Source organism: Mycobacterium canetti CIPT 140010059, from assembly GCF_000253375.1.
Lineage (GTDB): Bacteria > Actinomycetota > Actinomycetes > Mycobacteriales > Mycobacteriaceae > Mycobacterium > Mycobacterium tuberculosis.
Genome location: NC_015848.1, coordinates 1617275 through 1639841 on the forward strand (window position 1 = coordinate 1617275; position 22567 = coordinate 1639841).

Genomic DNA, 22567 nt, shown 5'->3' on the forward strand with positions numbered 1-22567 from the left:
ACCACTAGCCTAGATACGTGCCAGATCCCGCAACGTATCGCCCCGCGCCCGGGTCCATCCCGGTCGAGCCGGGCGTGTACCGATTCCGGGACCAGCATGGGCGAGTCATCTACGTCGGCAAGGCCAAGAGCCTGCGTAGCCGGCTGACGTCCTATTTTGCCGACGTGGCCAGCCTAGCGCCGCGGACCCGGCAGCTGGTGACCACCGCGGCCAAGGTCGAATGGACGGTCGTGGGCACCGAGGTTGAGGCACTGCAGCTGGAATACACCTGGATCAAGGAGTTCGATCCGCGATTCAACGTCCGCTACCGCGACGACAAGTCCTACCCTGTGCTGGCGGTCACCCTGGGCGAGGAATTTCCCCGGTTGATGGTCTATCGCGGTCCGCGGCGCAAGGGTGTGCGCTATTTCGGGCCGTACTCGCACGCGTGGGCAATCCGGGAAACGCTGGATCTGCTCACCCGGGTGTTTCCGGCGCGAACTTGCTCGGCGGGGGTGTTTAAGCGGCACAGGCAGATCGATCGTCCATGCCTGCTCGGCTACATCGACAAATGTTCCGCGCCGTGTATTGGCAGGGTCGATGCGGCCCAGCACCGCCAGATCGTGGCAGACTTCTGCGACTTTCTGTCCGGCAAGACCGACCGGTTCGCCCGCGCCTTGGAACAGCAAATGAACGCCGCGGCCGAGCAACTGGACTTCGAACGAGCGGCGCGGCTTCGCGACGACCTGTCCGCACTGAAGCGTGCCATGGAAAAGCAGGCCGTGGTGCTCGGGGACGGCACCGACGCCGACGTGGTGGCATTCGCCGACGACGAACTCGAGGCGGCGGTGCAAGTGTTCCACGTGCGCGGCGGACGGGTCCGCGGCCAGCGTGGCTGGATTGTCGAAAAGCCAGGAGAGCCAGGAGATTCCGGAATCCAGTTGGTCGAGCAATTCCTGACACAGTTCTACGGCGACCAGGCGGCGTTGGACGACGCCGCCGACGAATCCGCCAACCCGGTTCCCCGCGAGGTGCTGGTGCCCTGTTTGCCGTCCAACGCCGAGGAGCTGGCCAGCTGGCTGTCCGGCCTGCGCGGCTCAAGGGTCGTGCTGCGGGTGCCGCGCCGCGGGGACAAGCGGGCACTGGCCGAAACGGTGCACCGAAACGCAGAAGATGCACTGCAACAACACAAGCTGAAGCGGGCCAGCGATTTCAACGCTAGATCCGCTGCGCTGCAGAGCATTCAGGACTCGTTGGGCCTGGCAGATGCACCCTTGCGGATCGAGTGTGTCGACGTCAGCCATGTGCAGGGCACCGACGTGGTCGGGTCACTGGTGGTGTTCGAAGACGGCCTGCCGCGCAAGTCGGACTACCGCCACTTCGGGATCCGGGAAGCCGCAGGCCAGGGGCGCTCCGACGACGTGGCCTGTATTGCCGAGGTGACCCGGCGCCGCTTCCTGCGGCACCTGCGCGATCAGAGCGATCCGGATCTTCTTTCCCCGGAAAGGAAGTCGCGTAGATTCGCCTATCCGCCCAATCTGTACGTCGTCGACGGCGGCGCGCCGCAAGTCAACGCGGCCAGTGCGGTAATCGACGAACTCGGTGTTACCGACGTCGCGGTGATCGGCCTGGCCAAGCGGCTGGAAGAGGTATGGGTGCCGTCGGAGCCGGACCCGATTATCATGCCGCGCAACAGTGAGGGACTCTATCTGCTGCAGCGAGTGCGAGACGAGGCACACCGGTTCGCTATCACCTACCATCGCAGCAAGCGGTCGACGCGGATGACTGCCTCAGCGCTGGACTCGGTGCCGGGATTGGGGGAGCATCGCCGCAAAGCGCTGGTCACCCATTTCGGATCGATCGCTCGCCTCAAGGAGGCCACCGTCGACGAAATCACCGCTGTTCCCGGTATCGGCGTGGCCACGGCCACGGCCGTCCACGACGCACTGCGACCTGACTCATCGGGGGCCGCGCGATGATGAACCATGCTAGGGGCGTCGAGAATCGTTCGGAAGGCGGCGGTATCGACGTCGTCTTGGTAACCGGGCTGTCCGGGGCCGGGCGCGGCACGGCGGCTAAAGTGCTGGAAGACCTGGGCTGGTATGTGGCCGACAATCTGCCGCCCCAGCTGATTACCCGCATGGTGGACTTCGGGCTGGCCGCCGGATCACGGATCACCCAGCTGGCGGTGGTAATGGATGTGCGATCGCGCGGATTCACCGGCGACCTCGATTCGGTCCGCAACGAGCTGGCCACGCGTGCCATCACCCCGCGTGTGGTGTTCATGGAGGCGTCCGATGACACGTTGGTGCGCCGCTACGAACAGAATCGCCGCAGTCATCCGCTGCAGGGTGAGCAGACTCTGGCCGAGGGCATTGCCGCAGAGCGCAGGATGCTAGCACCGGTTCGCGCCACCGCCGACCTGATCATCGACACGTCGACACTGTCGGTGGGGGGCTTAAGGGATAGCATCGAGCGTGCCTTCGGCGGTGATGGCGGCGCGACCACCAGCGTCACCGTTGAATCCTTCGGGTTCAAGTACGGCCTGCCGATGGACGCCGACATGGTCATGGACGTGCGGTTCCTGCCGAACCCGCACTGGGTGGACGAGTTGCGGCCACTGACCGGCCAACATCCGGCCGTGCGCGACTATGTGCTGCACCGGCCGGGCGCGGCTGAGTTCCTCGAGTCCTACCATCGGTTGCTATCCCTGGTTGTCGACGGCTACCGCCGAGAGGGGAAGCGCTATATGACAATCGCCATCGGCTGTACCGGCGGTAAGCATCGCAGCGTCGCGATCGCTGAAGCACTGATGGGACTTCTGCGCTCCGATCAACAACTGTCGGTGCGGGCGCTGCACCGGGATCTGGGTCGCGAATGACCGATGGCATCGTCGCGCTGGGCGGCGGACACGGCTTGTATGCGACGCTGTCTGCGGCCCGCCGGTTGACACCCTACGTTACCGCCGTGGTGACCGTCGCCGATGACGGTGGCTCGTCGGGCCGGCTGCGCAGCGAGCTCGATGTGGTGCCGCCGGGCGATCTGCGAATGGCCTTGGCGGCGTTGGCATCCGATAGCCCGCACGGACGCCTGTGGGCAACTATTCTGCAGCACAGATTCGGCGGCAGTGGTGCGCTGGCCGGACATCCGATCGGCAATCTGATGCTAGCGGGCCTGTCCGAGGTGCTGGCCGATCCGGTCGCGGCTCTTGACGAACTCGGGCGCATCCTCGGGGTGAAAGGCAGGGTGCTGCCGATGTGCCCGGTCGCGCTTCAGATCGAAGCCGATGTCTCCGGTCTGGAGGCCGACCCGCGCATGTTCCGCCTGATCCGTGGCCAGGTGGCGATCGCGACCACGCCCGGAAAGGTGCGCCGGGTGCGGCTGCTGCCGACTGACCCGCCGGCGACCCGGCAGGCTGTCGACGCCATCATGGCTGCCGATCTGGTGGTCCTGGGGCCCGGGTCGTGGTTCACCAGCGTGATACCCCATGTGCTGGTGCCGGGTCTGGCCGCAGCGCTGCGAGCAACGTCGGCCCGCCGTGCCCTGGTGCTCAACCTGGTGGCTGAACCGGGAGAGACGGCCGGTTTCTCGGTGGAGCGTCATCTGCACGTGCTAGCCCAACACGCGCCCGGGTTCACCGTTCACGACATCATCATCGACGCCGAACGAGTGCCGAGCGAACGGGAGCGGGAGCAACTGCGCCGCACGGCGACTATGCTGCAGGCCGAGGTCCACTTCGCCGATGTCGCCAGACCTGGTACACCTTTACATGACCCGGGCAAGCTGGCGGCGGTCCTCGACGGGGTGTGTGCGCGCGACGTCGGCGCGTCGGAGCCTCCGGTGGCGGCCACACAGGAGATACCGATCGACGGTGGACGACCGAGGGGTGACGACGCGTGGCGATGACGACCGATGTCAAAGACGAGCTGAGCCGACTGGTGGTGAAGTCCGTCAGCGCGCGGCGCGCGGAGGTCACCTCTCTGCTGCGATTCGCCGGCGGGTTGCACATCGTGGGCGGCCGCGTGGTGGTCGAAGCCGAGCTGGACCTGGGCAGTATCGCACGGCGGCTGCGTAAGGAGATCTTCGAGCTCTACGGCTACACGGCGGTGGTGCATGTGTTGTCGGCCAGCGGGATTCGCAAGAGCACCCGCTACGTGCTGCGGGTCGCCAACGACGGCGAGGCGTTGGCACGCCAAACCGGACTGCTTGACATGCGCGGTCGTCCCGTGCGGGGTCTGCCGGCCCAGGTCGTCGGCGGCAGCATCGATGACGCTGAAGCTGCGTGGCGAGGAGCATTTTTGGCGCACGGGTCGCTGACTGAGCCGGGACGCTCCTCGGCGTTGGAGGTCAGTTGCCCGGGCCCGGAGGCCGCGCTGGCGCTGGTGGGTGCGGCACGCCGGCTTGGGGTCGGCGCCAAGGCTCGTGAGGTGCGCGGTGCCGATCGCGTGGTGGTGCGCGACGGTGAGGCGATCGGCGCACTGCTGACCCGGATGGGGGCCCAAGACACCCGGCTGGTCTGGGAGGAGCGGCGGCTGCGTCGTGAGGTGCGTGCGACGGCCAACCGGCTCGCCAATTTCGACGACGCCAATCTGCGCCGCTCGGCGCGGGCCGCGGTTGCCGCGGCCGCCCGGGTGGAGCGTGCCTTGGAGATCCTCGGCGATACGGTGCCCGAGCACTTGGCCTCGGCCGGCAAATTGCGTGTCGAGCACCGGCAGGCGTCGCTGGAGGAGCTGGGCCGGCTTGCCGATCCTCCGATGACGAAAGACGCTGTAGCCGGACGTATTCGGCGATTGTTGTCGATGGCGGATCGTAAGGCGAAGGTGGACGGCATCCCCGATACGGAGTCCGTAGTGACGCCCGATCTGCTGGAAGACGCCTAGCGGGCTGACTTACTTCGGTGCCACGCACACCAATTGGCTGCTTGCCGGGGGTATTGCTGGCCCTTCGATTTCCTCGGGCGGCTGCAGAGAGACTGACGCGGAATCGCAGCGCCCTCCGGCACCGAGGCTCTTGATCTCGGTGACGACGAATCGGCTGAACTCCCGGTTTGCAGAACGTGTTCCAGGCACAAGCGCGGTGGCTACCCGCGGTGAAGGCAGCGATTCGTCGCACGCCGACGGCGCGTACAGCAGCACGGATGGCGGCTTGCCGGGGGTCGTCACCGCCGGATAGCAGTATCCGACCCGCACCAGGTACTTCAGGCAGTAATACGCCCGATGGTTCTGGGTGATCAATTCGTAGTCGATCCGCATGCAACTCGGAGCGTTGGCATGGAATCCGTCATTGCGGATCCGGGCCTCCCGGCTATCGCAAGCAACGACCTGCGGACGAGACGGCGCCAGCTTGGAGTCGTAGGTGAACCGGTTCAGGCACATCCCCAAGTCCATGGAGAACACCAACTTCAGCGTCGCACGATCGTAGCCCCGCGGCTCGTTGTAACCCGAAGCGGAAGCGGTCTGGCACGCACTCAGCAGCAGCGTGAGAATCCCCAGCAACACTGGGAAAACGAGCTTTTCGGCTGGCGGTCGCCGGTACGACGGGAAGCTATACCGCCTCGCCGATGTTTGGGCCGAAGCTTGCACACATTGACGATAACTTGGTCGCGAGACCGCAGAAGCTGGCCTCGACGGCGCGCCGGGGACTACGGTCATACCATGAAGCGGCTTTCGAGCGTTGATGCTGCGTTTTGGTCCGCGGAAACCGCAGGCTGGCATATGCATGTGGGCGCACTGGCGATCTGCGATCCCAGCGACGCGCCCGAATACAGCTTTCAGCGGCTCCGCGAGTTGATCATCGAACGGCTGCCGGAGATCCCGCAGTTGCGGTGGCGGGTCACCGGCGCCCCGCTCGGACTGGACCGGCCGTGGTTCGTCGAGGACGAGGAACTCGACATCGACTTTCACATCCGCCGCATCGGTGTTCCGGCTCCCGGTGGGCGGCGCGAACTCGAGGAGCTCGTCGGACGGCTGATGTCCTACAAACTGGACCGTTCCCGGCCGCTGTGGGAACTGTGGGTCATCGAGGGCGTCGAGGGCGGCCGCATCGCCACGCTGACCAAGATGCATCACGCCATCGTCGACGGTGTCTCCGGTGCCGGGCTGGGCGAAATCCTGTTGGACATCACACCAGAACCACGACCACCGCAACAGGAAACGGTCGGCTTCGTGGGATTCCAGATTCCGGGCCTGGAACGCCGGGCGATAGGTGCGCTGATCAACGTGGGCATCATGACGCCCTTCCGCATCGTCAGGCTGCTGGAGCAAACCGTGCGTCAACAGATCGCGGCATTGGGTGTGGCCGGCAAACCGGCGCGATACTTCGAAGCGCCCAAGACGCGGTTCAATGCGCCGGTGTCGCCGCACCGGCGGGTTACCGGCACACGCGTCGAGCTGGCTAGGGCCAAGGCCGTCAAGGACGCGTTCGGCGTCAAGCTCAACGACGTCGTCTTGGCGCTGGTGGCCGGGGCGGCCCGGCAATACCTACAGAAGCGTGACGAGCTGCCCGCCAAGCCGTTGATCGCGCAGATTCCGGTCTCCACCCGCAGCGAGGAAACGAAGGCCGACGTCGGGAACCAGGTCAGCTCGATGACCGCGTCGCTGGCAACCCATATCGAGGATCCGGCCAAGCGCCTGGCGGCCATCCACGAGAGCACCCTCAGCGCCAAGGAAATGGCTAAGGCGCTCTCCGCGCACCAGATCATGGGGCTGACCGAGACCACGCCACCGGGTCTGCTGCAGCTGGCCGCCCGGGCCTATACGGCCAGCGGGCTGTCACACAACCTGGCCCCAATCAACCTCGTCGTCTCCAATGTCCCCGGTCCACCCTTCCCGCTATATATGGCCGGCGCGCGGCTGGATTCGCTGGTGCCCCTGGGGCCGCCGGTGATGGACGTGGCGCTGAACATCACCTGCTTCTCCTACCAGGATTATCTGGATTTCGGCCTGGTGACCACACCCGAGGTGGCCAACGACATCGACGAGATGGCCGATGCCATCGAACCGGCACTGGCCGAGCTGGAGCGTGCCGCGGAATAGCAATAGCTGGCCTATAGCTGACTACGTGGCCGGCGGGTTGGTCGCGTACACCCAAGACAGGAAGCGGGCCACGGCCTCGGCGGTGTGATGCGCCCGCGGGGAGCCGAAGACGTCGAAGGCGTGTTGGGCGTGGGGCAGGTCCGCGTAGGCGACGGGCGACTTCGACACCGCCCGCAGTTCCTCGACGAACGCATGGGCTTCGGCCACGGGGATCAGGGAGTCGTGGCGGCCGTGCAGAACGAAGAACGGTGGGGCGTCGGCCCGCACATGGTGGATCGGTGAGGCATCGACGAAGATGTCGCGGTGCGTGCTGAATTTCCGTTTCACCACGAACGTTTCGAGCAACCCGACGAATTCCCGACGCCCCGGCGCATCGGTCGTAAACCAGTCGTAACGCCCGTATACCGGAACCGCTGCCGCCACCGAGGTGTCGACCTGTTCGAACCCGGGCTGAAATCGCGGATCGTTGGGGGTCAACGCCGCCAGGGCGCACAGATGGCCGCCGGCCGAACCGCCGCTGATGGCAACGAAATTCGGATCCCCGCCGTAGGCGGCGATGTTTTCCTTGACCCACGCCAGCGCGCGCTTCACGTCGACAATGTGGTCGGGCCAGGTGTGGCGCGGCGACACCCGGTAGTTCAGCGACACGCATACCCAGCCGCGCGCAGCCAGATGGCTCATCAACGGATACGCCTGCGGGCGGCGCCACCCCAGTACCCAGGCGCCGCCGGGCACCTGTACCAGCACCGGTGCCTTGGCGTCGCGTGGCAGGTCGCGGCGGCGCCAGATGTCGGCCAGGTTGGCCCGCCCGTATGGGCCGTAGCACACGACGTTCGTCGTCTCGACGTAGCGCCGGCGTGCCATGGCGGTACGCAGCGGGAGATTGCGACCTCTGCTACGCATCGGTTCCGTGGGCAGGGTAGCGAGTTCCTTAGCGTAGTCGGGCCCGAGCTGTTCGGTCAGGCCCGCTTCGAGCACCGGTCCAGGGGTGGTGGCGCCGCGGTAGCGGATCACCGCAAGGATCACCCAGGCCGCTGCCGTTAAGGCCAGTGCCGCCTTTCCTTTCAGCCCACCGAAGTCGCCTCGGCGGCCGCGGCGCAGTGCGTCCAGCACGGAGGCGCCTAGGTACACTCCTGGCACTTCCGACGTCGGCCAGCCCAACCAAAACGCCAGAACCGTGCTGTAGCCGCTACCGGACAGTGGGCGTAATCCGTTGGCGGCATTGAGCAATTCCACCGCTGCACGTGTTAACGGTCTCGGGCGTGCCATCCGCCGAAGTCGCATTAGCTGCCGACCCGTGATTGCAGCTCGGTGCGCAGGATCTTGCCGGTAGTGCCGCGTGGCAGCTCGTCAAGGACGGCGATGTCGCGCGGTACCTTGTAGTTGGCCAGGTTGTCTCGGACATGCTGCTTGAGGGTTTCCGGGGTGGCCGAAACACCGGGCTTGAGCACCACGAAGGCCGCCAGCCGCTGGCCGTACTGCTGGTCGTCCACGCCGATCACCGCGGCCTCGGCCACGTCGGGGTGGGTGGCCAGCGTCTTCTCCACCTCGATCGGGTAGATGTTCTCACCGCCGGAGACGATCATCTCGTCGTCGCGCCCGACGACGAACAGCCGGCCGTTCTCGTCGAGGTAGCCGACGTCGCCCGATGACATGAACCCGGCATGGAAATCCTTTGCGGCGCCAGATGTATAGCCATCGAATTGGCTGTCGTTGCGGACGTAGATGGTGCCGACCTCGCCGGTGGGCACCTCGGTGAACTGCTGGTCCAGGATCCGGATTTCGGTTCCTTCGGCGGGCCGACCCGCGGTGTCGGGTGCGGTCCGCAGGTCCGCCGGTGTGGCGGTGGCGATCATCCCGGCCTCGGTCGCGTTGTAGTTGTTGTAGATCACGTCGCCGAATTGGTCCATGAATGCGATCACGACATCGGGCCGCATCCGAGAACCCGACGCGGCGGCGAACCGCAACGACCGGCCGTCGTAGCGGTTTCGAATCTCGGCCGGCAGGTCCATGATGCGATCGAACATCACCGGCACCACCACCAGACCCGTCGCGTGGTGGCGGTCGATCAGGTCCAGCGTCGCCTCCGGGTCGAACCTGCGTCGCGTGACGATCGTGCAGGCCAGCGAGGAGGCCAGCACCAGCTGCGAGAAGCCCCAGGCATGAAACATCGGCGCCACGATCACGGTGACCTCCTCGGCCCGCCACGGCGTGCGGTCCAAGATCGCCTTCAGTGTCCCGATGCCACCGCCAGAATGCCTGGCGCCCTTGGGTGTTCCGGTGGTTCCGGAGGTCAGCAGGATCACTTTTCCGTGGCTGCCGGTGTGCTCGGGCCGCCGTCCGGCGTGCGCGGCTACAAGTTTCTCAACGGTCAGGTCGTGGTCTTCGTCGGTCCACGCCACGATACGGGTGGCCTGCGGTTTTTCCGCCAGCGCGCGATCCACCGTCGCGCTGAACTCTTCGTCATAGACGACAGTGTCGACGCCTTCGCGGGTAACCACCTCGGCCAGTGCCGGACCGGCGAAGGAGGTGTTGAGCAACAGGATGTGCGCGCCAATCCGGTTGACCGCCAACAGCGCATCGACGAAGCCGCGATGATTGCGGCACATGATGCCGACGACCCTGGGGGGTCCGGCTGGCAGGGCCTGAAGCGCCGCGGCCAGCGCGTTGCCGCGTTCGTCGAGCTGGCGCCAGGTCAGCGTGCCCAGTTCGTCGATGAGGCCGGGGTGGTCCGGGCAGCGTCGGGCCGCACCGGCGAACCCCGCCGTAAACCCCATGCCTTCGCGGCGCATGGCGGCGACGATCCGCAGGTAGCGGTCTGGTCGCAGCGGAGCGATCAACCCTGCCCGGCGCATGGTGGCGATCAAGCCGAATGCTTGTCTGATACGCATGGCTTAGCCCAGAATCGGGAAGCGGCGCTTGGCGGCGAGGTCGTTGAGGGCTTGCTGCATCACCGACCGTACGTGCTCGTCGACCGCGTCGACATCAGGGTCCTCGCCGAACTGCTTGGTGAGGTTGATCGGGTCTAACACCTGCATGACGATCTTGGCGGGCAGCGGCAGATTGGGCGGGATCGCGGCGGAGAACCCGAACGGAAAGCCGAACGAGATCGGCAGGATGTCGCTGCGGAGCAGTCGCTTGAGCCCTAGCCGCCGGGCGAGCCAGGTGCCGCGGGACAGGTAGAGCTGGCTTTCCTGGCCACCGATGGACACCGCCGGCACGATGGGCACGCCAGCTTCGACGGCAGTGCTGACGTATCCCTTGCGGCCGTTGAAGTCGATCACGTTCTCCGCGAAAGTCGGCCGGTACGCGTCATAGTCGCCGCCGGGAAAAACGACCACCACACCCCCGGACCGCAACGCCTTGGCCGCGTTTTCTCGGGTGGCGCGAATGTAGCCGGTGCGTCGGAACAAGTCCCCGGTCAGGCCCATGAACAAGATGTCGTGGCTGAGCGTGTAGACCGGTCGGTCGTAGCCGAACTTGTCGTAGAAGTCGACGCTGAAGACCGGCACGTCCATCGGGAACATGCCACCGGAGTGGTTGGCCACGACCAGTGCGCCACCCGGCGGGAAGGAGTCCAGGCCATGCACCTGCGACCGGTGGTAGGTCTTCAAGACTGGACGCAGCACACTTATCAGGCGCTGGGTTAGGCCAGGGTCGAATTTGCCGATGTCGCCGATACCTGCATCGTCCCCGTTACCAGGGCTATCGGTTTCGCTCAACTGTTCTCCCTCGAGGCCTCCGAGGCCTCATTGCCGCGTCGGGTCTTTAGATGGTAGCGATGCACGGTGGATAGGCACACGCGGCAGGTCTGCTAGCAAGGACGAGAGGTGGTCCAGAGTGGCTGAAGCTGGTGGCGGGCCCATTTCGGTGATCGCCCGGCATATGCAGTTGATTCGCGATGACTTCATCTCCGAGTTGTTTGACAAGATGAAGGCCGAGATTCGGGGGCTGGATTACGACGCGCGGATGGCGGACCTGTGGCGGGCGAGCATCACCGAGAATTTCGTGACGGCCGTTCACTATTTGGATCGCGATACGCCGCAGTCCTTGGTGGAGGCTCCAGCGGCCGCGCTGGCATACGCCCGCGCCGCGGCGCAGCGTGATATTCCGTTGTCCGGGTTGGTTCGGGCGCACCGGCTCGGGCATGCGCGTTTCTTGGAGGTGGCGATGCAGTACGTGTCGCTGCTGGAGCCCGCTGACCGGGTGTCGACGATCATCGAGCTGGTGAATCGCTCCGCTCGCCTCGTTGACCTGGTGGCCGACCAGTTGATTGTCGCCTATGAGCACGAACACGATCGCTGGCTGAGTCGCCGCAGCGGTCTGCAACAGCAATGGGTCAGCGAGCTGCTCGCCGGTACCCCGGTCGACGTTCCGCGGGCCGAGCGCGCGTTGGGCTATCGGTTGGACGGTGTGCATATCGCCGCGGTGGTATGGGTCGATTCGGCGGTGCCCATCGGTGATGTGGTGGCGCAATTCGACCAGGTGCGCTGCTTGCTGGCCGGGGAGCTGGGCCCCGAACTGGGCCCCGTGGCGAACTCGCTGATGGTGCCGACCGATGAGCGCGAGGCACGGCTGTGGTTTTCGCCCGCGCCCACGCGGGCCTTCGCCCCGTCGCGGATTCGCGCGGCGTTCGAGTCGGCGGGAATCCGGGCGCGTTTGGCGTGCGGTCGGGTAGGGGACGGGCTGCGTGGGTTCCGGGCGTCGTTGAAACAGGCCGAACGAGTGAAGGCGTTGGCCCTGGCCGGTGGCGCCCGGCCCGGCGGCCGGGTCATGTTTTATGACGATGTCGCGCCAGTCGCGTTGCTGGCCGACGATCTAGAGGAACTGCGGCGGTTCGTCACCGATGTGCTGGGTGACCTGAGTGTTGACGACGAGCGCAATAGCTGGCTACGCGAGACGTTACGGGAGTTCTTGCTGCGTAACCGCAGCTACGTCGCCACGGCCGACGCGATGATCCTGCACCGCAACACCATTCAATACCGGGTGATCCAGGCGATGGAACTATGCGGACAGAATCTCGACGATCCCGATGCCGCGTTTCGGGTGCAGATGGCGCTGGAGGTCTGCCGCTGGATGGCACCGGCGGTGCTCCGCGCCAAACAATAGTGTCTCGGTAACCGCCGGTCCGTTCATGCCGTGCGCACAATCGTGGTCGTGAGCTTCGGTGTCGGCGCATATGGTCTCCGACGGATTCGGCGCCTAACGTTTGCCCACGTCAAACAACCCGACCAGAAAGCCAGCCGGGTCCGCCAGAGGGGGGCGGACCCGGCGTATACCCAATTCGCGTCGCTCGGTTCTAGTTGGGCGCTATCATCCGTTGCCACGGGGTTGGTCGAAAGGTCGGTATGTCGTTCGTTTTCGCGGTGCCAGAGATGGTGGCGGCAACCGCTTCCGATTTGGCCAGCCTCGGAGCGGCGCTGAGCGAGGCCACCGCGGCGGCGGCTATCCCCACCACACAAGTACTGGCCGCGGCCGCCGATGAGGTGTCGGCGGCCATCGCGGAGTTGTTCGGTGCGCACGGCCAAGAATTTCAAGCGCTCAGCGCCCAGGCATCGGCGTTTCATGACCGGTTCGTGCGGGCCCTAAGCGCCGCAGCGGGCTGGTATGTCGACGCCGAGGCCGCCAACGCCGCGCTGGTGGACACCGCGGCCACCGGCGCGTCGGAGTTGGGGTCAGGTGGGCGCACGGCGCTGATTCTGGGCTCCACCGGAACCCCGCGACCGCCCTTCGACTACATGCAGCAGGTCTACGACCGCTACATCGCACCCCACTACTTGGGCTATGCGTTTTCCGGCCTGTACACGCCCGCGCAGTTTCAGCCGTGGACCGGCATCCCCAGCCTGACCTACGACCAATCGGTCGCCGAAGGCGCCGGCTATCTTCACACCGCGATCATGCAGCAAGTCGCGGCCGGCAATGACGTTGTGGTGTTGGGTTTCTCGCAGGGCGCGTCGGTCGCCACCCTGGAAATGCGCCATCTGGCAAGCCTGCCGGCCGGCGTCGCGCCGAGTCCGGATCAGCTCTCGTTCGTATTGCTGGGCAACCCCAACAACCCAAACGGGGGCATCCTCGCCCGGTTTCCGGGTCTGTACCTGCAGTCGCTCGGCCTGACGTTCAACGGTGCGACCCCGGACACCGACTACGCGACCACCATTTACACGACCCAATACGACGGCTTTGCCGACTTCCCGAAGTACCCGCTCAACATCCTGGCGGACGTCAACGCGCTGCTGGGTATTTACTATTCGCACAGCTTGTATTACGGGCTCACGCCCGAGCAGGTCGCTTCGGGTATCGTCCTGCCGGTGTCTTCGCCGGACACCAACACCACCTATATTCTGCTTCCCAACGAGGATCTGCCGCTGCTGCAGCCGCTGCGCGGTATTGTGCCCGAGCCGCTGCTGGATCTCATCGAGCCAGACCTGCGCGCGATCATCGAATTGGGTTATGACCGAACCGGATACGCCGATGTTCCGACCCCGGCCGCACTGTTCCCGGTGCGCATCGACCCGATCGCAGTCCCGCCCCAGATAGGCGCTGCGATCGGTGGTCCGCTCACCGCCCTGGATGGCTTGCTCGACACCGTGATCAACGATCAACTCAATCCCGTCGTAACGTCGGGCATCTATCAGGCCGGTGCTGAGCTGTCGGTGGCCGCGGTCGGCTACGGTGCTCCCGCAGGCGTCACCAATGCCATTTTTATTGGGCAGCAAGTGTTGCCGATTTTGGTGGAAGGCCCCGGTGCCTTGGTGACGGCCGACACCCATTACCTGGTCGATGCGATTCAGGATTTGGCCGCCGGTGACCTCAGCGGGTTCAACCAAAACCTGCAACTCATCCCGGCTACCAACATAGCCCTGCTGGTCTTCGCGGCCGGAATTCCCGCTGTGGCGGCCGTCGCCATCCTTACCGGTCAGGATTTTCCGGTATAGGCCCCCGGCCCCCGCTGTACCGAGCTCGGCCAGTGAAGAACAACCCCAGGCGTTGCCAGTCCGAATAGATTGTATTCGTCAGCCGGCGCAGGACAGGAAGCGAGGCCGCCATGGGATTTCTGAAGCCCGATCTTCCCGACGTCGATCACGACACCTGGTTGACCCAGCCACGCCGGACACGATTGCAGGTCGTGACACGGCACTGGGTAGAACACGGTTTCGGAACGCCGTATGCGGTGTACCTGCTCTATCTGACCAAGATTGCGGTGTACGTCGCCGCCGGCGCCGCGATCATCTCGCTGACCCCCGGACTGGGCGGGCTGAGCCGCATAGGCGACTGGTGGACACAGCCGATCGTGTACCAGAAGGTCATCGTCTTCACGTTGCTGTTCGAGGTTTTGGGTTTTGGCTGCGGATCCGGCCCGCTGACCGGGCGGTTTTGGCCACCCATCGGGGGCTTCCTTTATTGGTTGCGGCCCAACACAATTCGGCTGCCTGCTTGGCCCGATAAGGTCCCGTTCACCCAAGGCGACACCCGCACCGTCGTCGACGTCGCCTTGTATGCCATCGTGTTGATCGGCGGGGTGTGGGCGCTGTTGTCACCCGGCTCGCCAGGTCCGGGGGGAACGCCGGTCACCGCCGCCGGCGACGTCGGCCTGATCAACCCGGTGCTGGTAGTGCCGACGATCGTCGCCCTGGGCGTCTTGGGGCTGCGTGACAAGACGATCTTTCTTGCCGCCCGCGGCGAACCCTACTGGCTGAAGCTATTCGTGTTCTTTTTTCCCTTCACCGACCAGATCGCGGCGTTCAAGATCATCATGCTGTGCTTGTGGTGGGGGGCGGCGACTTCCAAACTCAACCACCATTTCCCCTACGTCGTCGCGGTGATGACCAGCAACAACGCCCTGTTGCGCAGCAGAGTGTTCAACCCGATCAAGCACCTGCTTTACCGCGACCACGCCAACGATCTGCGGCCCTCCTGGCTACCGAAACTCATGGCCCACGGGGGTGGCACCACGGCGGAATTCCTGGTGCCCGGGATTCTGGTGCTCGTCGCCGACGGTCACCCATGGCGGTGGTTCCTCATCGGGTTCATGGTGCTCTTTCACCTCAACATCCTGTCCAACCTCCCGATGGGGGTCCCGTTGGAGTGGAACGTGTTCTTCATCTTCTCGCTGTGCTATCTATTCGGCCACTACGGCGCGATCACTGCCACCGACCTTCGGTCGCCGTTGCTGCTGGCGATCGTGATCGCGGTGGTTGCCGTGGTGATCATGGGAAACCTGTTGCCCGAAAAGATTTCGTTTCTGCCCGCCATGCGCTACTACGCCGGCAACTGGGCCACCAGCATCTGGTGCTTCCGAGGTGATGCGGAAGCCACCATGGAAACCAGCGTCGTGAAAAGCTCTGCGCTGGTGGTCAATCAGCTGGCCAAGCTCTACGACGGGGCCACGGCCGAAATCATGACCGACAAGGTCGCCGCATTCCGGGCCATGCACACCCACGGCAGGGCGCTCAACGGCCTGCTGCCCCGCGCTCTCGATGACGAAGCTCACTACCGCATCCGCGAGGGCGAAATCGTGGCCGGGCCACTGGTCGGGTGGAATTTCGGCGAGGGCCATCTGCACAACGAGCAGCTGGTGGCCGCCGTGCAGCGGCGGTGCAACTTCGCCGACGGCGATCTGCGGGTGATCATTCTCGAAGGTCAGCCCATCCACGTTCAGAAGCAGTGGTATCGCATTGTCGACGCCAAGACCGGTTTGTTCGAGGCCGGTTACGTCACGGTCGAGGACATGTTGAGCCGCCAGCCATGGCCCGAGCCCGGTGACGAGTTCCCGGTTCACGTCACGACGCAACGCGGCACGCCGTCAAAGCCATGACGACCGCGGTCGTCGTCGGAGCCGGGCCCAACGGCCTGGCCGCGGCGATCCACCTGGCCCGTCACGGTGTCGACGTGCAGGTGCTGGAGGCGCGCGACACCATCGGCGGGGGAGCACGCTCCGGTGAGCTGAGGGTGCCCGGGGTCATCCACGACCACTGTTCGGCGTTTCATCCGCTGGGCGTCGGGTCGCCATTCTGGGCGGCGATCGACCTGCAACGCTACGGGCTGACGTGGAAGTGGCCGGACGTCGACTGCGCACACCCACTCGATGACGGCACCGCGGGCGTGCTATATCGGTCGATCGAAGCCACCGCCGCCGGCCTGGGTCCCGACGGCAAGCGGTGGCAGCGCGCCGTGGGTGACCTCGCCGCCGGATTCGATGAGCTGGCCGAGGATCTGCTGCGCCCGGTGCTCAACATGCCGCGTCACCCGATCCGCCTGGCCCGCTTTGGTCCGCGCGCGGCGCTGCCGGCCACCGCCATGGCGCGTCGGTTTCACACCGAGCGGGCGCGCGCGTTGTTCGGCGGCGCCGCGGCGCACGTCTACACCAGGTTGGATCGGCCGCTGACCGCGTCGCTGGGGTTGATGATCCTGGCCAGCGGCCATCGCCACGGTTGGCCGGTCGCCCGGGGCGGATCCGGGTCGATCACGAAGGCGCTGGCCGCGGCCCTGGACGCGTACGGCGGCACCGTCGCCACCGGGGTGACCGTCACCAGCCGCCGCGACATCCCCGACGCCGACATCGTGATGCTCGACCTCAGCCCGGCCGCGGTGCTCGGGATCTACGGCGATGTGATGCCCACCCGCATCAACCGGTCCTATCGGCGCTACCGCGCCGGATCGTCGGCCTTCAAGGTCGACTTCGCCATCGAGGGCGACGTTGGGTGGACCAACCCCGATTGCCGGCGCGCGGGCACCGTCCACCTGGGCGGGACCTTCGCGGAAATCGCAGACACCGAACGTCAACGCGCCCAAGGCACGATGGTGCAGCGACCATTCGTGCTCGTCGGGCAGCAGTACCTCGCCGACCCGTCCCGCTCGGTCGGCAACATCAACCCCATCTGGGCCTACGCGCACGTGCCGTTCGGCTACACCGGCGACGCCACCGCCGCCGTCATCGACCAGATCGAGCGGTTCGCCCCCGGATTCCGCGACCGCATCGTGGCAACCGTCAGCACCTCCACCACCGAACTGCAAACGTACAACCGCAACTTCATCGGCGGAGACATTATCGGCGGCGCCAACGACCGGCTGCAGGTCATCTTCCGCCCGCGCGTGGCCGTCGATCCGTATGCGATCGGTGTGCCGGGTGTCTATCTGTGTTCACAGTCCGCGCCACCCGGTGCCGGGATCCACGGATTGTGTGGCTACCACGCCGCCGAATCGGCGCTGAGGTGGCTGCGCAAGCGACGTTGACGCAGGTCATCGCCGAGATCGACGTTAGCGCGACGTCCACTCGTGCTGTAGCCAAAACGTGACGGAGGTTTGATCGAATTGCTAAGGCGCGCCTGCACTTCCACTCTTCAATGCACCTCTACCATCACTGGTGCAACTGTGTCGTTGACAGGGAATTGGAGCCATGCGGGCGGTTTTTGGGTGTGCTATTGCCGTCGTCGGGATCGCTGGGAGCGTGGTTGCGGGGCCGGCCGACATACACCTGGTGGCGGCGAAGCAGTCTTACGGGTTCGCCGTCGCGTCGGTGCTACCAACGCGCGGCCAGGTGGTGGGCGTGGCGCACCCCGTGGTGGTGACGTTCAGTGCGCCGATAACTAACCCAGCCAATCGGCACGCGGCCGAGCGCGCCGTTGAAGTCAAATCGACGCCCGCGATGACCGGCAAGTTCGAATGGCTCGACAACGACGTTGTGCAGTGGGTTCCCGACCGCTTCTGGCCGGCGCACAGCACGGTGGAGCTTTCGGTGGGCAGCCTGTCGAGCGATTTCAAGACGGGTCCCGCCGTCGTCGGGGTTGCCAGCATCTCCCAGCACACGTTCACCGTGAGTATCGACGGAGTCGAGGAGGGACCGCCGCCTCCGCTGCCGGCGCCGCACCACCGAGTGCACTTCGGCGAAGATGGGGTGATGCCGGCATCGATGGGTAGACCGGAATACCCGACGCCGGTCGGCTCCTACACTGTCTTGTCCAAGGAACGCTCGGTGATTATGGATTCGAGCAGCGTCGGCATCCCCGTCGACGATCCCGATGGTTACCGGCTTTCGGTGGATTATGCCGTCCGCATCACCAGCCGCGGCCTCTACGTGCATTCAGCCCCGTGGGCCCTTCCAGCACTGGGACTTGAAAATGTCAGCCACGGCTGCATAAGCCTGAGCCGCGAGGACGCAGAGTGGTATTACAACGCGGTCGACATTGGCGACCCGGTCATTGTGCAGGAATAGCAGCTGATGCGGGCGTCGCCCGCAGAGCGCGTCGACGGCGCGTACGCGGGTGCGGGGCCTCACACCCAGTCCGTCCTGGAAGAGGACCAGCGTCAGCGCGCACCTGCGGGCGCAGAGGCCGAAGGACCGGGCAGAACCGGCTGACCAGGCACCGGTCCGCCAGCTGGCGCCGGATCGGTCAGCGCATCCTTGACCCCGGACATGCCAATGATGGGAGCACTGACCACACCATCCCCGGGAGCACCAGCCAGGACCGGCCCAAGCGCAATCAGCGGAGTTCCGACCGGTATCACCGGAGCCGGAACGGCGGGTACCGGTACCGGTCCGCCCGGTATCGGTACCGGTCCGCCGGGGATTGGTACCGGTGCGCCCGGTATCGGTACCGGTGCGCCAGGGATCGGTACCGGTGCGCCAGGGATTGGTACCGGTGCGCCGATGGGCACCGGTGCAGCTGCCGGCACTGGCCCAGGCGCGACGAACGGAACACCAGCCATGTCAGTAAGTGCGGCACTGCACGCTCCCGCGGCTGCCGGTCCACCGGCAGCCACCGGGTCGCCGGCGGCTACCGGCGCGTCGCCCGCCATGCCCTGGATGCACGCGTAGCCACCCGTCATCAGCGGGTCAGCCGCCGCGTCCGGGCTTAACGCTATAGCAGCTGCAAACAACCCAGCGCCGGCAATTACTTTGATGTTGAACCGATTGACGATCGCCATCAGCGTCAACTCTCCTCTATTCGCGCGCAGATATTTCCGCAATCAATTTGGTTCAGCAGAACCGCATAGCCGTATCGAGTTCCTTTTCGACCACCGGCTCAATTGTCAGCATCCTATGGGGAACATGAGCCCCGCCGCACCGGGCCGTTTCCAAATGGTGACGTCACAACGGTGTCACAAGCCAGCGCAATGTCCGCGGTAGGGACGCGGCGGCTGGGATCGGTGGGGTGAGCGCCCGGCTTCTCAAAGCGAGGGGAGCCCCGGGACTCTTACCGGCCGAAGGCGGCGGGTGTCACTGATCTAGGCTGACGGCCAGTGGTTGTTTAGCCAACAAGGATGACAACAAATAAGCCGAGGAGAGACAAGTGACGGTCCGAGTAGGCATCAACGGGTTTGGTCGAATCGGACGCAACTTCTACCGGGCCTTACTGGCCCAACAGGAGCAGGGCACCGCCGACGTGGAGGTGGTCGCCGCCAACGACATCACCGACAACAGCACGCTGGCGCATCTGCTCAAATTCGACTCGATTCTGGGCCGGCTGCCTTGCGATGTCGGCCTCGAAGGCGACGACACCATCGTCGTCGGCCGCGCGAAAATCAAGGCGCTCGCGGTCCGGGAGGGGCCGGCGGCATTGCCATGGGGAGACCTCGGCGTCGACGTCGTCGTCGAATCCACCGGCCTGTTCACCAATGCGGCCAAAGCCAAAGGCCACCTGGACGCCGGCGCCAAGAAGGTGATCATCTCTGCGCCCGCCACCGACGAGGACATCACCATCGTCCTGGGAGTTAACGACGACAAGTATGACGGCAGCCAGAACATCATCTCCAATGCGTCGTGCACCACGAACTGCCTTGCGCCGCTGGCCAAAGTGCTCGACGATGAGTTCGGCATCGTCAAGGGCCTGATGACCACCATCCACGCCTACACTCAGGATCAGAACCTGCAGGACGGGCCGCACAAGGACCTGCGTCGCGCCCGCGCCGCCGCGCTGAACATCGTGCCGACCTCCACCGGCGCGGCCAAGGCCATCGGCCTGGTGATGCCGCAGCTAAAGGGCAAGCTCGACGGTTATGCGCTGCGGGTGCCGATCCCCACCGGCTCGGTCACCGACCTTACGGTCGACTTATCCACACGGGCCAGTGTCGATGAGATCAACGCGGCGTTCAAAGCCGCGGCCGAAGGCAGGCTCAAGGGCATTCTGAAGTACTACGACGCGCCGATCGTCTCGAGCGACATCGTCACCGACCCGCACAGTTCGATTTTCGACTCTGGGTTGACCAAAGTCATCGACGACCAGGCCAAGGTGGTGTCGTGGTACGACAACGAGTGGGGCTACTCCAACCGCCTGGTTGATCTGGTCACGCTGGTCGGCAAGTCGCTCTAGCCATGAGCGTTGCAAACCTCAAGGATCTACTCGCCGAAGGTGTTTCGGGGCGTGGAGTGCTGGTGCGCTCCGATCTCAACGTTCCGCTCGACGAGGACGGCACCATTACCGATGCGGGCCGCATCATCGCGTCGGCGCCGACGTTGAAGGCGTTGCTCGACGCCGACGCCAAGGTGGTGGTTGCCGCGCACTTGGGACGTCCCAAGGACGGGCCGGACCCGACACTGTCGCTGGCGCCGGTCGCCGTGGCGCTGGGTGAGCAACTCGGCCGGCACGTCCAGCTGGCTGGAGACGTTGTCGGCGCCGATGCGCTGGCCCGCGCCGAGGGGCTCACCGGCGGCGACATCCTGCTGCTGGAGAACATCCGCTTCGACAAACGCGAAACCAGCAAGAACGATGACGACCGGCGGGCACTGGCCAAGCAGCTGGTCGAACTGGTCGGAACGGGAGGCGTTTTCGTCTCCGACGGCTTTGGGGTGGTGCACCGCAAGCAAGCCTCGGTCTATGACATCGCAACCCTGTTGCCGCACTACGCCGGCACGCTGGTCGCCGACGAAATGCGGGTACTGGAGCAGTTGACCAGCTCGACCCAGCGGCCCTATGCGGTAGTGCTCGGCGGATCAAAGGTATCCGACAAGCTGGGTGTCATCGAGTCGCTGGCGACCAAGGCGGACAGCATTGTGATTGGCGGCGGAATGTGCTTCACATTCCTTGCTGCACAGGGATTTTCGGTTGGTACATCGCTGCTGGAAGACGACATGATCGAAGTCTGTCGCGGGCTGCTGGAAACCTATCACGACGTGTTGCGGCTGCCCGTGGATCTAGTGGTCACGGAGAAGTTCGCCGCCGACTCGCCGCCCCAGACGGTCGACGTCGGCGCTGTCCCCAATGGCTTGATGGGCCTGGATATCGGGCCGGGATCGATCAAACGGTTCAGCACGCTGCTGTCCAACGCCGGGACCATCTTCTGGAACGGGCCGATGGGAGTGTTCGAGTTCCCGGCTTATGCGGCCGGCACCAGAGGCATCGCCGAGGCAATCGTCGCCGCGACCGGCAAAGGGGCGTTCAGCGTGGTCGGCGGCGGTGACTCCGCGGCCGCAGTGCGCGCGATGAACATCCCCGAGGGCGCCTTCTCACACATATCCACCGGCGGCGGAGCCTCGCTGGAATACCTTGAGGGCAAGACGCTTCCCGGCATCGAGGTACTGAGCCGTGAGCAGCCAACCGGAGGAGTTTTGTGAGCCGCAAGCCGCTGATAGCCGGCAACTGGAAGATGAACCTCAACCACTACGAGGCGATCGCGCTGGTGCAAAAGATCGCGTTCTCGTTGCCGGACAAGTATTACGACCGGGTTGACGTCGCGGTGATCCCGCCGTTTACCGACCTGCGCAGCGTGCAAACCCTGGTCGACGGCGACAAGCTGCGGTTGACCTATGGTGCACAAGACTTGTCACCACATGACTCCGGCGCCTATACGGGTGACGTCAGCGGCGCCTTTCTGGCCAAGCTGGGGTGCAGTTACGTTGTCGTCGGGCACTCCGAGCGGCGCACCTATCACAACGAGGATGACGCGCTGGTGGCCGCCAAAGCCGCCACCGCACTCAAGCATGGCCTGACCCCAATCGTGTGTATTGGCGAGCACCTCGACGTCCGCGAGGCGGGAAATCATGTGGCCCACAACATCGAACAGTTGCGTGGATCGCTGGCCGGGCTATTGGCCGAGCAGATCGGCAGCGTCGTCATCGCCTACGAACCGGTCTGGGCGATCGGCACCGGGCGGGTGGCCCGCGCCGCCGACGCGCAGGAGGTGTGTGCGGCGATCCGAAAAGAGTTGGCCTCGTTGGCCTCGCCGAGGATTGCCGATACGGTGCGGGTGCTCTACGGCGGCTCGGTGAACGCCAAAAACGTCGGCGACATCGTGGCCCAGGACGACGTCGACGGTGGCCTGGTCGGCGGGGCGTCGCTGGACGGGGAGCAGTTCGCGACGCTGGCCGCGATCGCGGCCGGTGGTCCGTTGCCGTAGCGGATCGCGGGCGTGCTACACCCGTAGACCTTCGAGTAGGGCCATAAATGCGCGTTCGACCTCGACTCTGGTCCGGTCTTTGTCCGTCGCGTCCGCGATCTGCAGCGCGGATTCGGTTAGCGCGGCCAGCAGCAGATGCGAAAGTGGCGGCAACGGTACGCGCCGAATCACCCCGGTCGCCATCCCGCGTTCGAGAGCCGACGACCAGCAGATCCCAACGG

The 22567-nt window shown here is 65.3% G+C and carries 20 protein-coding genes; 14 read left to right on the plus strand and 6 right to left on the minus strand.

All coding sequences use genetic code 11. From position 1 onward, the window contains the following. Positions 1 to 17: 17 nt before the first annotated feature. From uvrC to whiA, 4 genes are read left to right on the plus strand one after another with little or no spacing between them, the layout of a single operon-like run. Positions 18 to 1958 (plus strand): excinuclease ABC subunit UvrC, encoded by a 1941-nt coding sequence (uvrC, locus tag MCAN_RS07555; RefSeq protein WP_003407347.1) that lies wholly within the window; start codon positions 18 to 20, stop codon positions 1956 to 1958. Beyond that, complete coding sequence (gene rapZ, locus MCAN_RS07560) at positions 1955 to 2860, plus strand: RNase adapter RapZ (protein WP_003898873.1); 906 nt, start codon at positions 1955 to 1957, stop codon at positions 2858 to 2860. The genes uvrC and rapZ overlap by 4 nt, the downstream gene beginning before the upstream one ends. Beyond that, complete coding sequence (gene cuvA / locus MCAN_RS07565) at positions 2857 to 3885, plus strand: carbon utilization/virulence protein CuvA (RefSeq protein ID WP_003407352.1); 1029 nt, start codon at positions 2857 to 2859, stop codon at positions 3883 to 3885. The genes rapZ and cuvA overlap by 4 nt, the downstream gene beginning before the upstream one ends. Then, entirely contained in the window at positions 3882 to 4859 is a 978-nt protein-coding gene (gene whiA / locus MCAN_RS07570) for a DNA-binding protein WhiA (protein ID WP_003901156.1), read from the plus strand. Before cuvA ends, whiA begins: the two co-directional genes overlap by 4 nt. Before the next feature lie 9 nt (positions 4860 to 4868). On the opposite strand, the gene MCAN_RS07575 is transcribed toward whiA, so the two are convergent. Further along, positions 4869 to 5630, minus strand: coding sequence for a membrane protein (locus tag MCAN_RS07575; protein ID WP_003407359.1), 762 nt, complete (start codon positions 5628 to 5630; stop codon positions 4869 to 4871). A gap of 3 nt (positions 5631 to 5633) precedes the next feature. On the opposite strand from MCAN_RS07575, the gene MCAN_RS07580 reads away from it, so the two are divergent. Continuing rightward, a complete protein-coding gene (locus MCAN_RS07580; protein ID WP_003407366.1) occupies positions 5634 to 7013 on the plus strand; it encodes a WS/DGAT/MGAT family O-acyltransferase in 1380 nt (459 codons plus the stop codon). Between the two features lie 21 nt (positions 7014 to 7034). Here the strand turns inward: MCAN_RS07580 and MCAN_RS07585 are convergent, their stop codons facing one another. The 3 genes from MCAN_RS07585 to MCAN_RS07595 are packed head-to-tail and all read right to left on the minus strand — an operon-like array spanning position 7035 to position 10735. After that, entirely contained in the window at positions 7035 to 8297 is a 1263-nt protein-coding gene (locus tag MCAN_RS07585) for an alpha/beta hydrolase (protein WP_014000758.1), read from the minus strand. Then, positions 8297 to 9904: an acyl-CoA ligase FadD12 gene (gene fadD12 / locus MCAN_RS07590; RefSeq protein ID WP_014000759.1), complete on the minus strand. Its 1608-nt coding sequence runs from the start codon at positions 9902 to 9904 to the stop codon at positions 8297 to 8299. The genes MCAN_RS07585 and fadD12 overlap by 1 nt, the downstream gene beginning before the upstream one ends. Before the next feature lie 3 nt (positions 9905 to 9907). Beyond that, positions 9908 to 10735 (minus strand): lysophospholipid acyltransferase family protein, encoded by an 828-nt coding sequence (locus MCAN_RS07595; protein ID WP_003407374.1) that lies wholly within the window; start codon positions 10733 to 10735, stop codon positions 9908 to 9910. Between the two features lie 118 nt (positions 10736 to 10853). On the opposite strand from MCAN_RS07595, the gene MCAN_RS07600 reads away from it, so the two are divergent. From MCAN_RS07600 to MCAN_RS07625, 6 genes are all read left to right on the plus strand, one after another. After that, on the plus strand, positions 10854 to 12122 hold the full coding sequence (locus tag MCAN_RS07600; protein ID WP_014000760.1) for a PucR family transcriptional regulator: 1269 nt from the start codon (positions 10854 to 10856) through the stop codon (positions 12120 to 12122). A 239-nt stretch (positions 12123 to 12361) separates the two neighbouring features. Continuing rightward, complete coding sequence (locus MCAN_RS07605) at positions 12362 to 13948, plus strand: esterase PE16 (RefSeq protein WP_014000761.1); 1587 nt, start codon at positions 12362 to 12364, stop codon at positions 13946 to 13948. Between the two features lie 110 nt (positions 13949 to 14058). Further along, on the plus strand, positions 14059 to 15828 hold the full coding sequence (locus tag MCAN_RS07610; RefSeq protein ID WP_014000762.1) for a DUF3556 domain-containing protein: 1770 nt from the start codon (positions 14059 to 14061) through the stop codon (positions 15826 to 15828). Beyond that, positions 15825 to 17246 (plus strand): phytoene desaturase family protein, encoded by a 1422-nt coding sequence (locus MCAN_RS07615; RefSeq protein WP_014000763.1) that lies wholly within the window; start codon positions 15825 to 15827, stop codon positions 17244 to 17246. The genes MCAN_RS07610 and MCAN_RS07615 overlap by 4 nt, the downstream gene beginning before the upstream one ends. Before the next feature lie 163 nt (positions 17247 to 17409). Further along, complete coding sequence (gene ldtMt3 / locus MCAN_RS07620; RefSeq protein ID WP_003407384.1) at positions 17410 to 18225, plus strand: L,D-transpeptidase LdtMt3; 816 nt, start codon at positions 17410 to 17412, stop codon at positions 18223 to 18225. Between the two features lie 6 nt (positions 18226 to 18231). Next, the gene (locus tag MCAN_RS07625) at positions 18232 to 18369 is read left to right on the plus strand and encodes a hypothetical protein (protein WP_003908693.1); all 138 of its coding nucleotides are present in this window, start codon (positions 18232 to 18234) and stop codon (positions 18367 to 18369) included. Here the strand turns inward: MCAN_RS07625 and MCAN_RS07630 are convergent. Beyond that, entirely contained in the window at positions 18318 to 18947 is a 630-nt protein-coding gene (locus tag MCAN_RS07630) for a hypothetical protein (RefSeq protein ID WP_014000764.1), read from the minus strand. The genes MCAN_RS07625 and MCAN_RS07630 overlap by 52 nt on opposite strands. Positions 18948 to 19303: 356 nt before the next feature. Between MCAN_RS07630 and gap the strand changes: the two genes are divergently transcribed. The 3 genes from gap to tpiA are packed head-to-tail and all read left to right on the plus strand — an operon-like array spanning position 19304 to position 22346. Further along, positions 19304 to 20323, plus strand: coding sequence for a type I glyceraldehyde-3-phosphate dehydrogenase (gene gap / locus MCAN_RS07635; protein ID WP_003407390.1), 1020 nt, complete (start codon positions 19304 to 19306; stop codon positions 20321 to 20323). Positions 20324 to 20325: 2 nt separating this feature from the next. After that, positions 20326 to 21564: a phosphoglycerate kinase gene (locus tag MCAN_RS07640; protein ID WP_014000765.1), complete on the plus strand. Its 1239-nt coding sequence runs from the start codon at positions 20326 to 20328 to the stop codon at positions 21562 to 21564. Next, on the plus strand, positions 21561 to 22346 hold the full coding sequence (tpiA, locus tag MCAN_RS07645; protein ID WP_014000766.1) for a triose-phosphate isomerase: 786 nt from the start codon (positions 21561 to 21563) through the stop codon (positions 22344 to 22346). Before MCAN_RS07640 ends, tpiA begins: the two co-directional genes overlap by 4 nt. 15 nt (positions 22347 to 22361) lie before the next feature. Here tpiA and MCAN_RS23505 read toward each other — a convergent pair whose 3' ends face one another. Next, entirely contained in the window at positions 22362 to 22559 is a 198-nt protein-coding gene (locus tag MCAN_RS23505; protein ID WP_225038033.1) for a transcriptional regulator, read from the minus strand. Between the last annotated feature and the right edge of the window lie 8 nt (positions 22560 to 22567).

What these genes read in the sequence shown, in the direction of transcription:
- rapZ (WP_003898873.1), top strand. Translation starts at nt 1,955, where the DNA reads ATGATGAACCATGCTAGGGGCGTCGAGAATCGTTCGGAAGGCGGCGGT.
- cuvA (WP_003407352.1), top strand. Translation starts at nt 2,857, where the DNA reads ATGACCGATGGCATCGTCGCGCTGGGCGGCGGACACGGCTTGTATGCG.
- whiA (WP_003901156.1), top strand. Translation starts at nt 3,882, where the DNA reads ATGACGACCGATGTCAAAGACGAGCTGAGCCGACTGGTGGTGAAGTCC.
- MCAN_RS07575 (WP_003407359.1), bottom strand. Translation starts at nt 5,630, where the DNA reads ATGACCGTAGTCCCCGGCGCGCCGTCGAGGCCAGCTTCTGCGGTCTCG.
- MCAN_RS07580 (WP_003407366.1), top strand. Translation starts at nt 5,634, where the DNA reads ATGAAGCGGCTTTCGAGCGTTGATGCTGCGTTTTGGTCCGCGGAAACC.
- MCAN_RS07585 (WP_014000758.1), bottom strand. Translation starts at nt 8,297, where the DNA reads ATGCGACTTCGGCGGATGGCACGCCCGAGACCGTTAACACGTGCAGCG.
- fadD12 (WP_014000759.1), bottom strand. Translation starts at nt 9,904, where the DNA reads ATGCGTATCAGACAAGCATTCGGCTTGATCGCCACCATGCGCCGGGCA.
- MCAN_RS07605 (WP_014000761.1), top strand. Translation starts at nt 12,362, where the DNA reads ATGTCGTTCGTTTTCGCGGTGCCAGAGATGGTGGCGGCAACCGCTTCC.
- MCAN_RS07610 (WP_014000762.1), top strand. Translation starts at nt 14,059, where the DNA reads ATGGGATTTCTGAAGCCCGATCTTCCCGACGTCGATCACGACACCTGG.
- MCAN_RS07615 (WP_014000763.1), top strand. Translation starts at nt 15,825, where the DNA reads ATGACGACCGCGGTCGTCGTCGGAGCCGGGCCCAACGGCCTGGCCGCG.
- ldtMt3 (WP_003407384.1), top strand. Translation starts at nt 17,410, where the DNA reads ATGCGGGCGGTTTTTGGGTGTGCTATTGCCGTCGTCGGGATCGCTGGG.
- MCAN_RS07625 (WP_003908693.1), top strand. Translation starts at nt 18,232, where the DNA reads ATGCGGGCGTCGCCCGCAGAGCGCGTCGACGGCGCGTACGCGGGTGCG.
- MCAN_RS07640 (WP_014000765.1), top strand. Translation starts at nt 20,326, where the DNA reads ATGAGCGTTGCAAACCTCAAGGATCTACTCGCCGAAGGTGTTTCGGGG.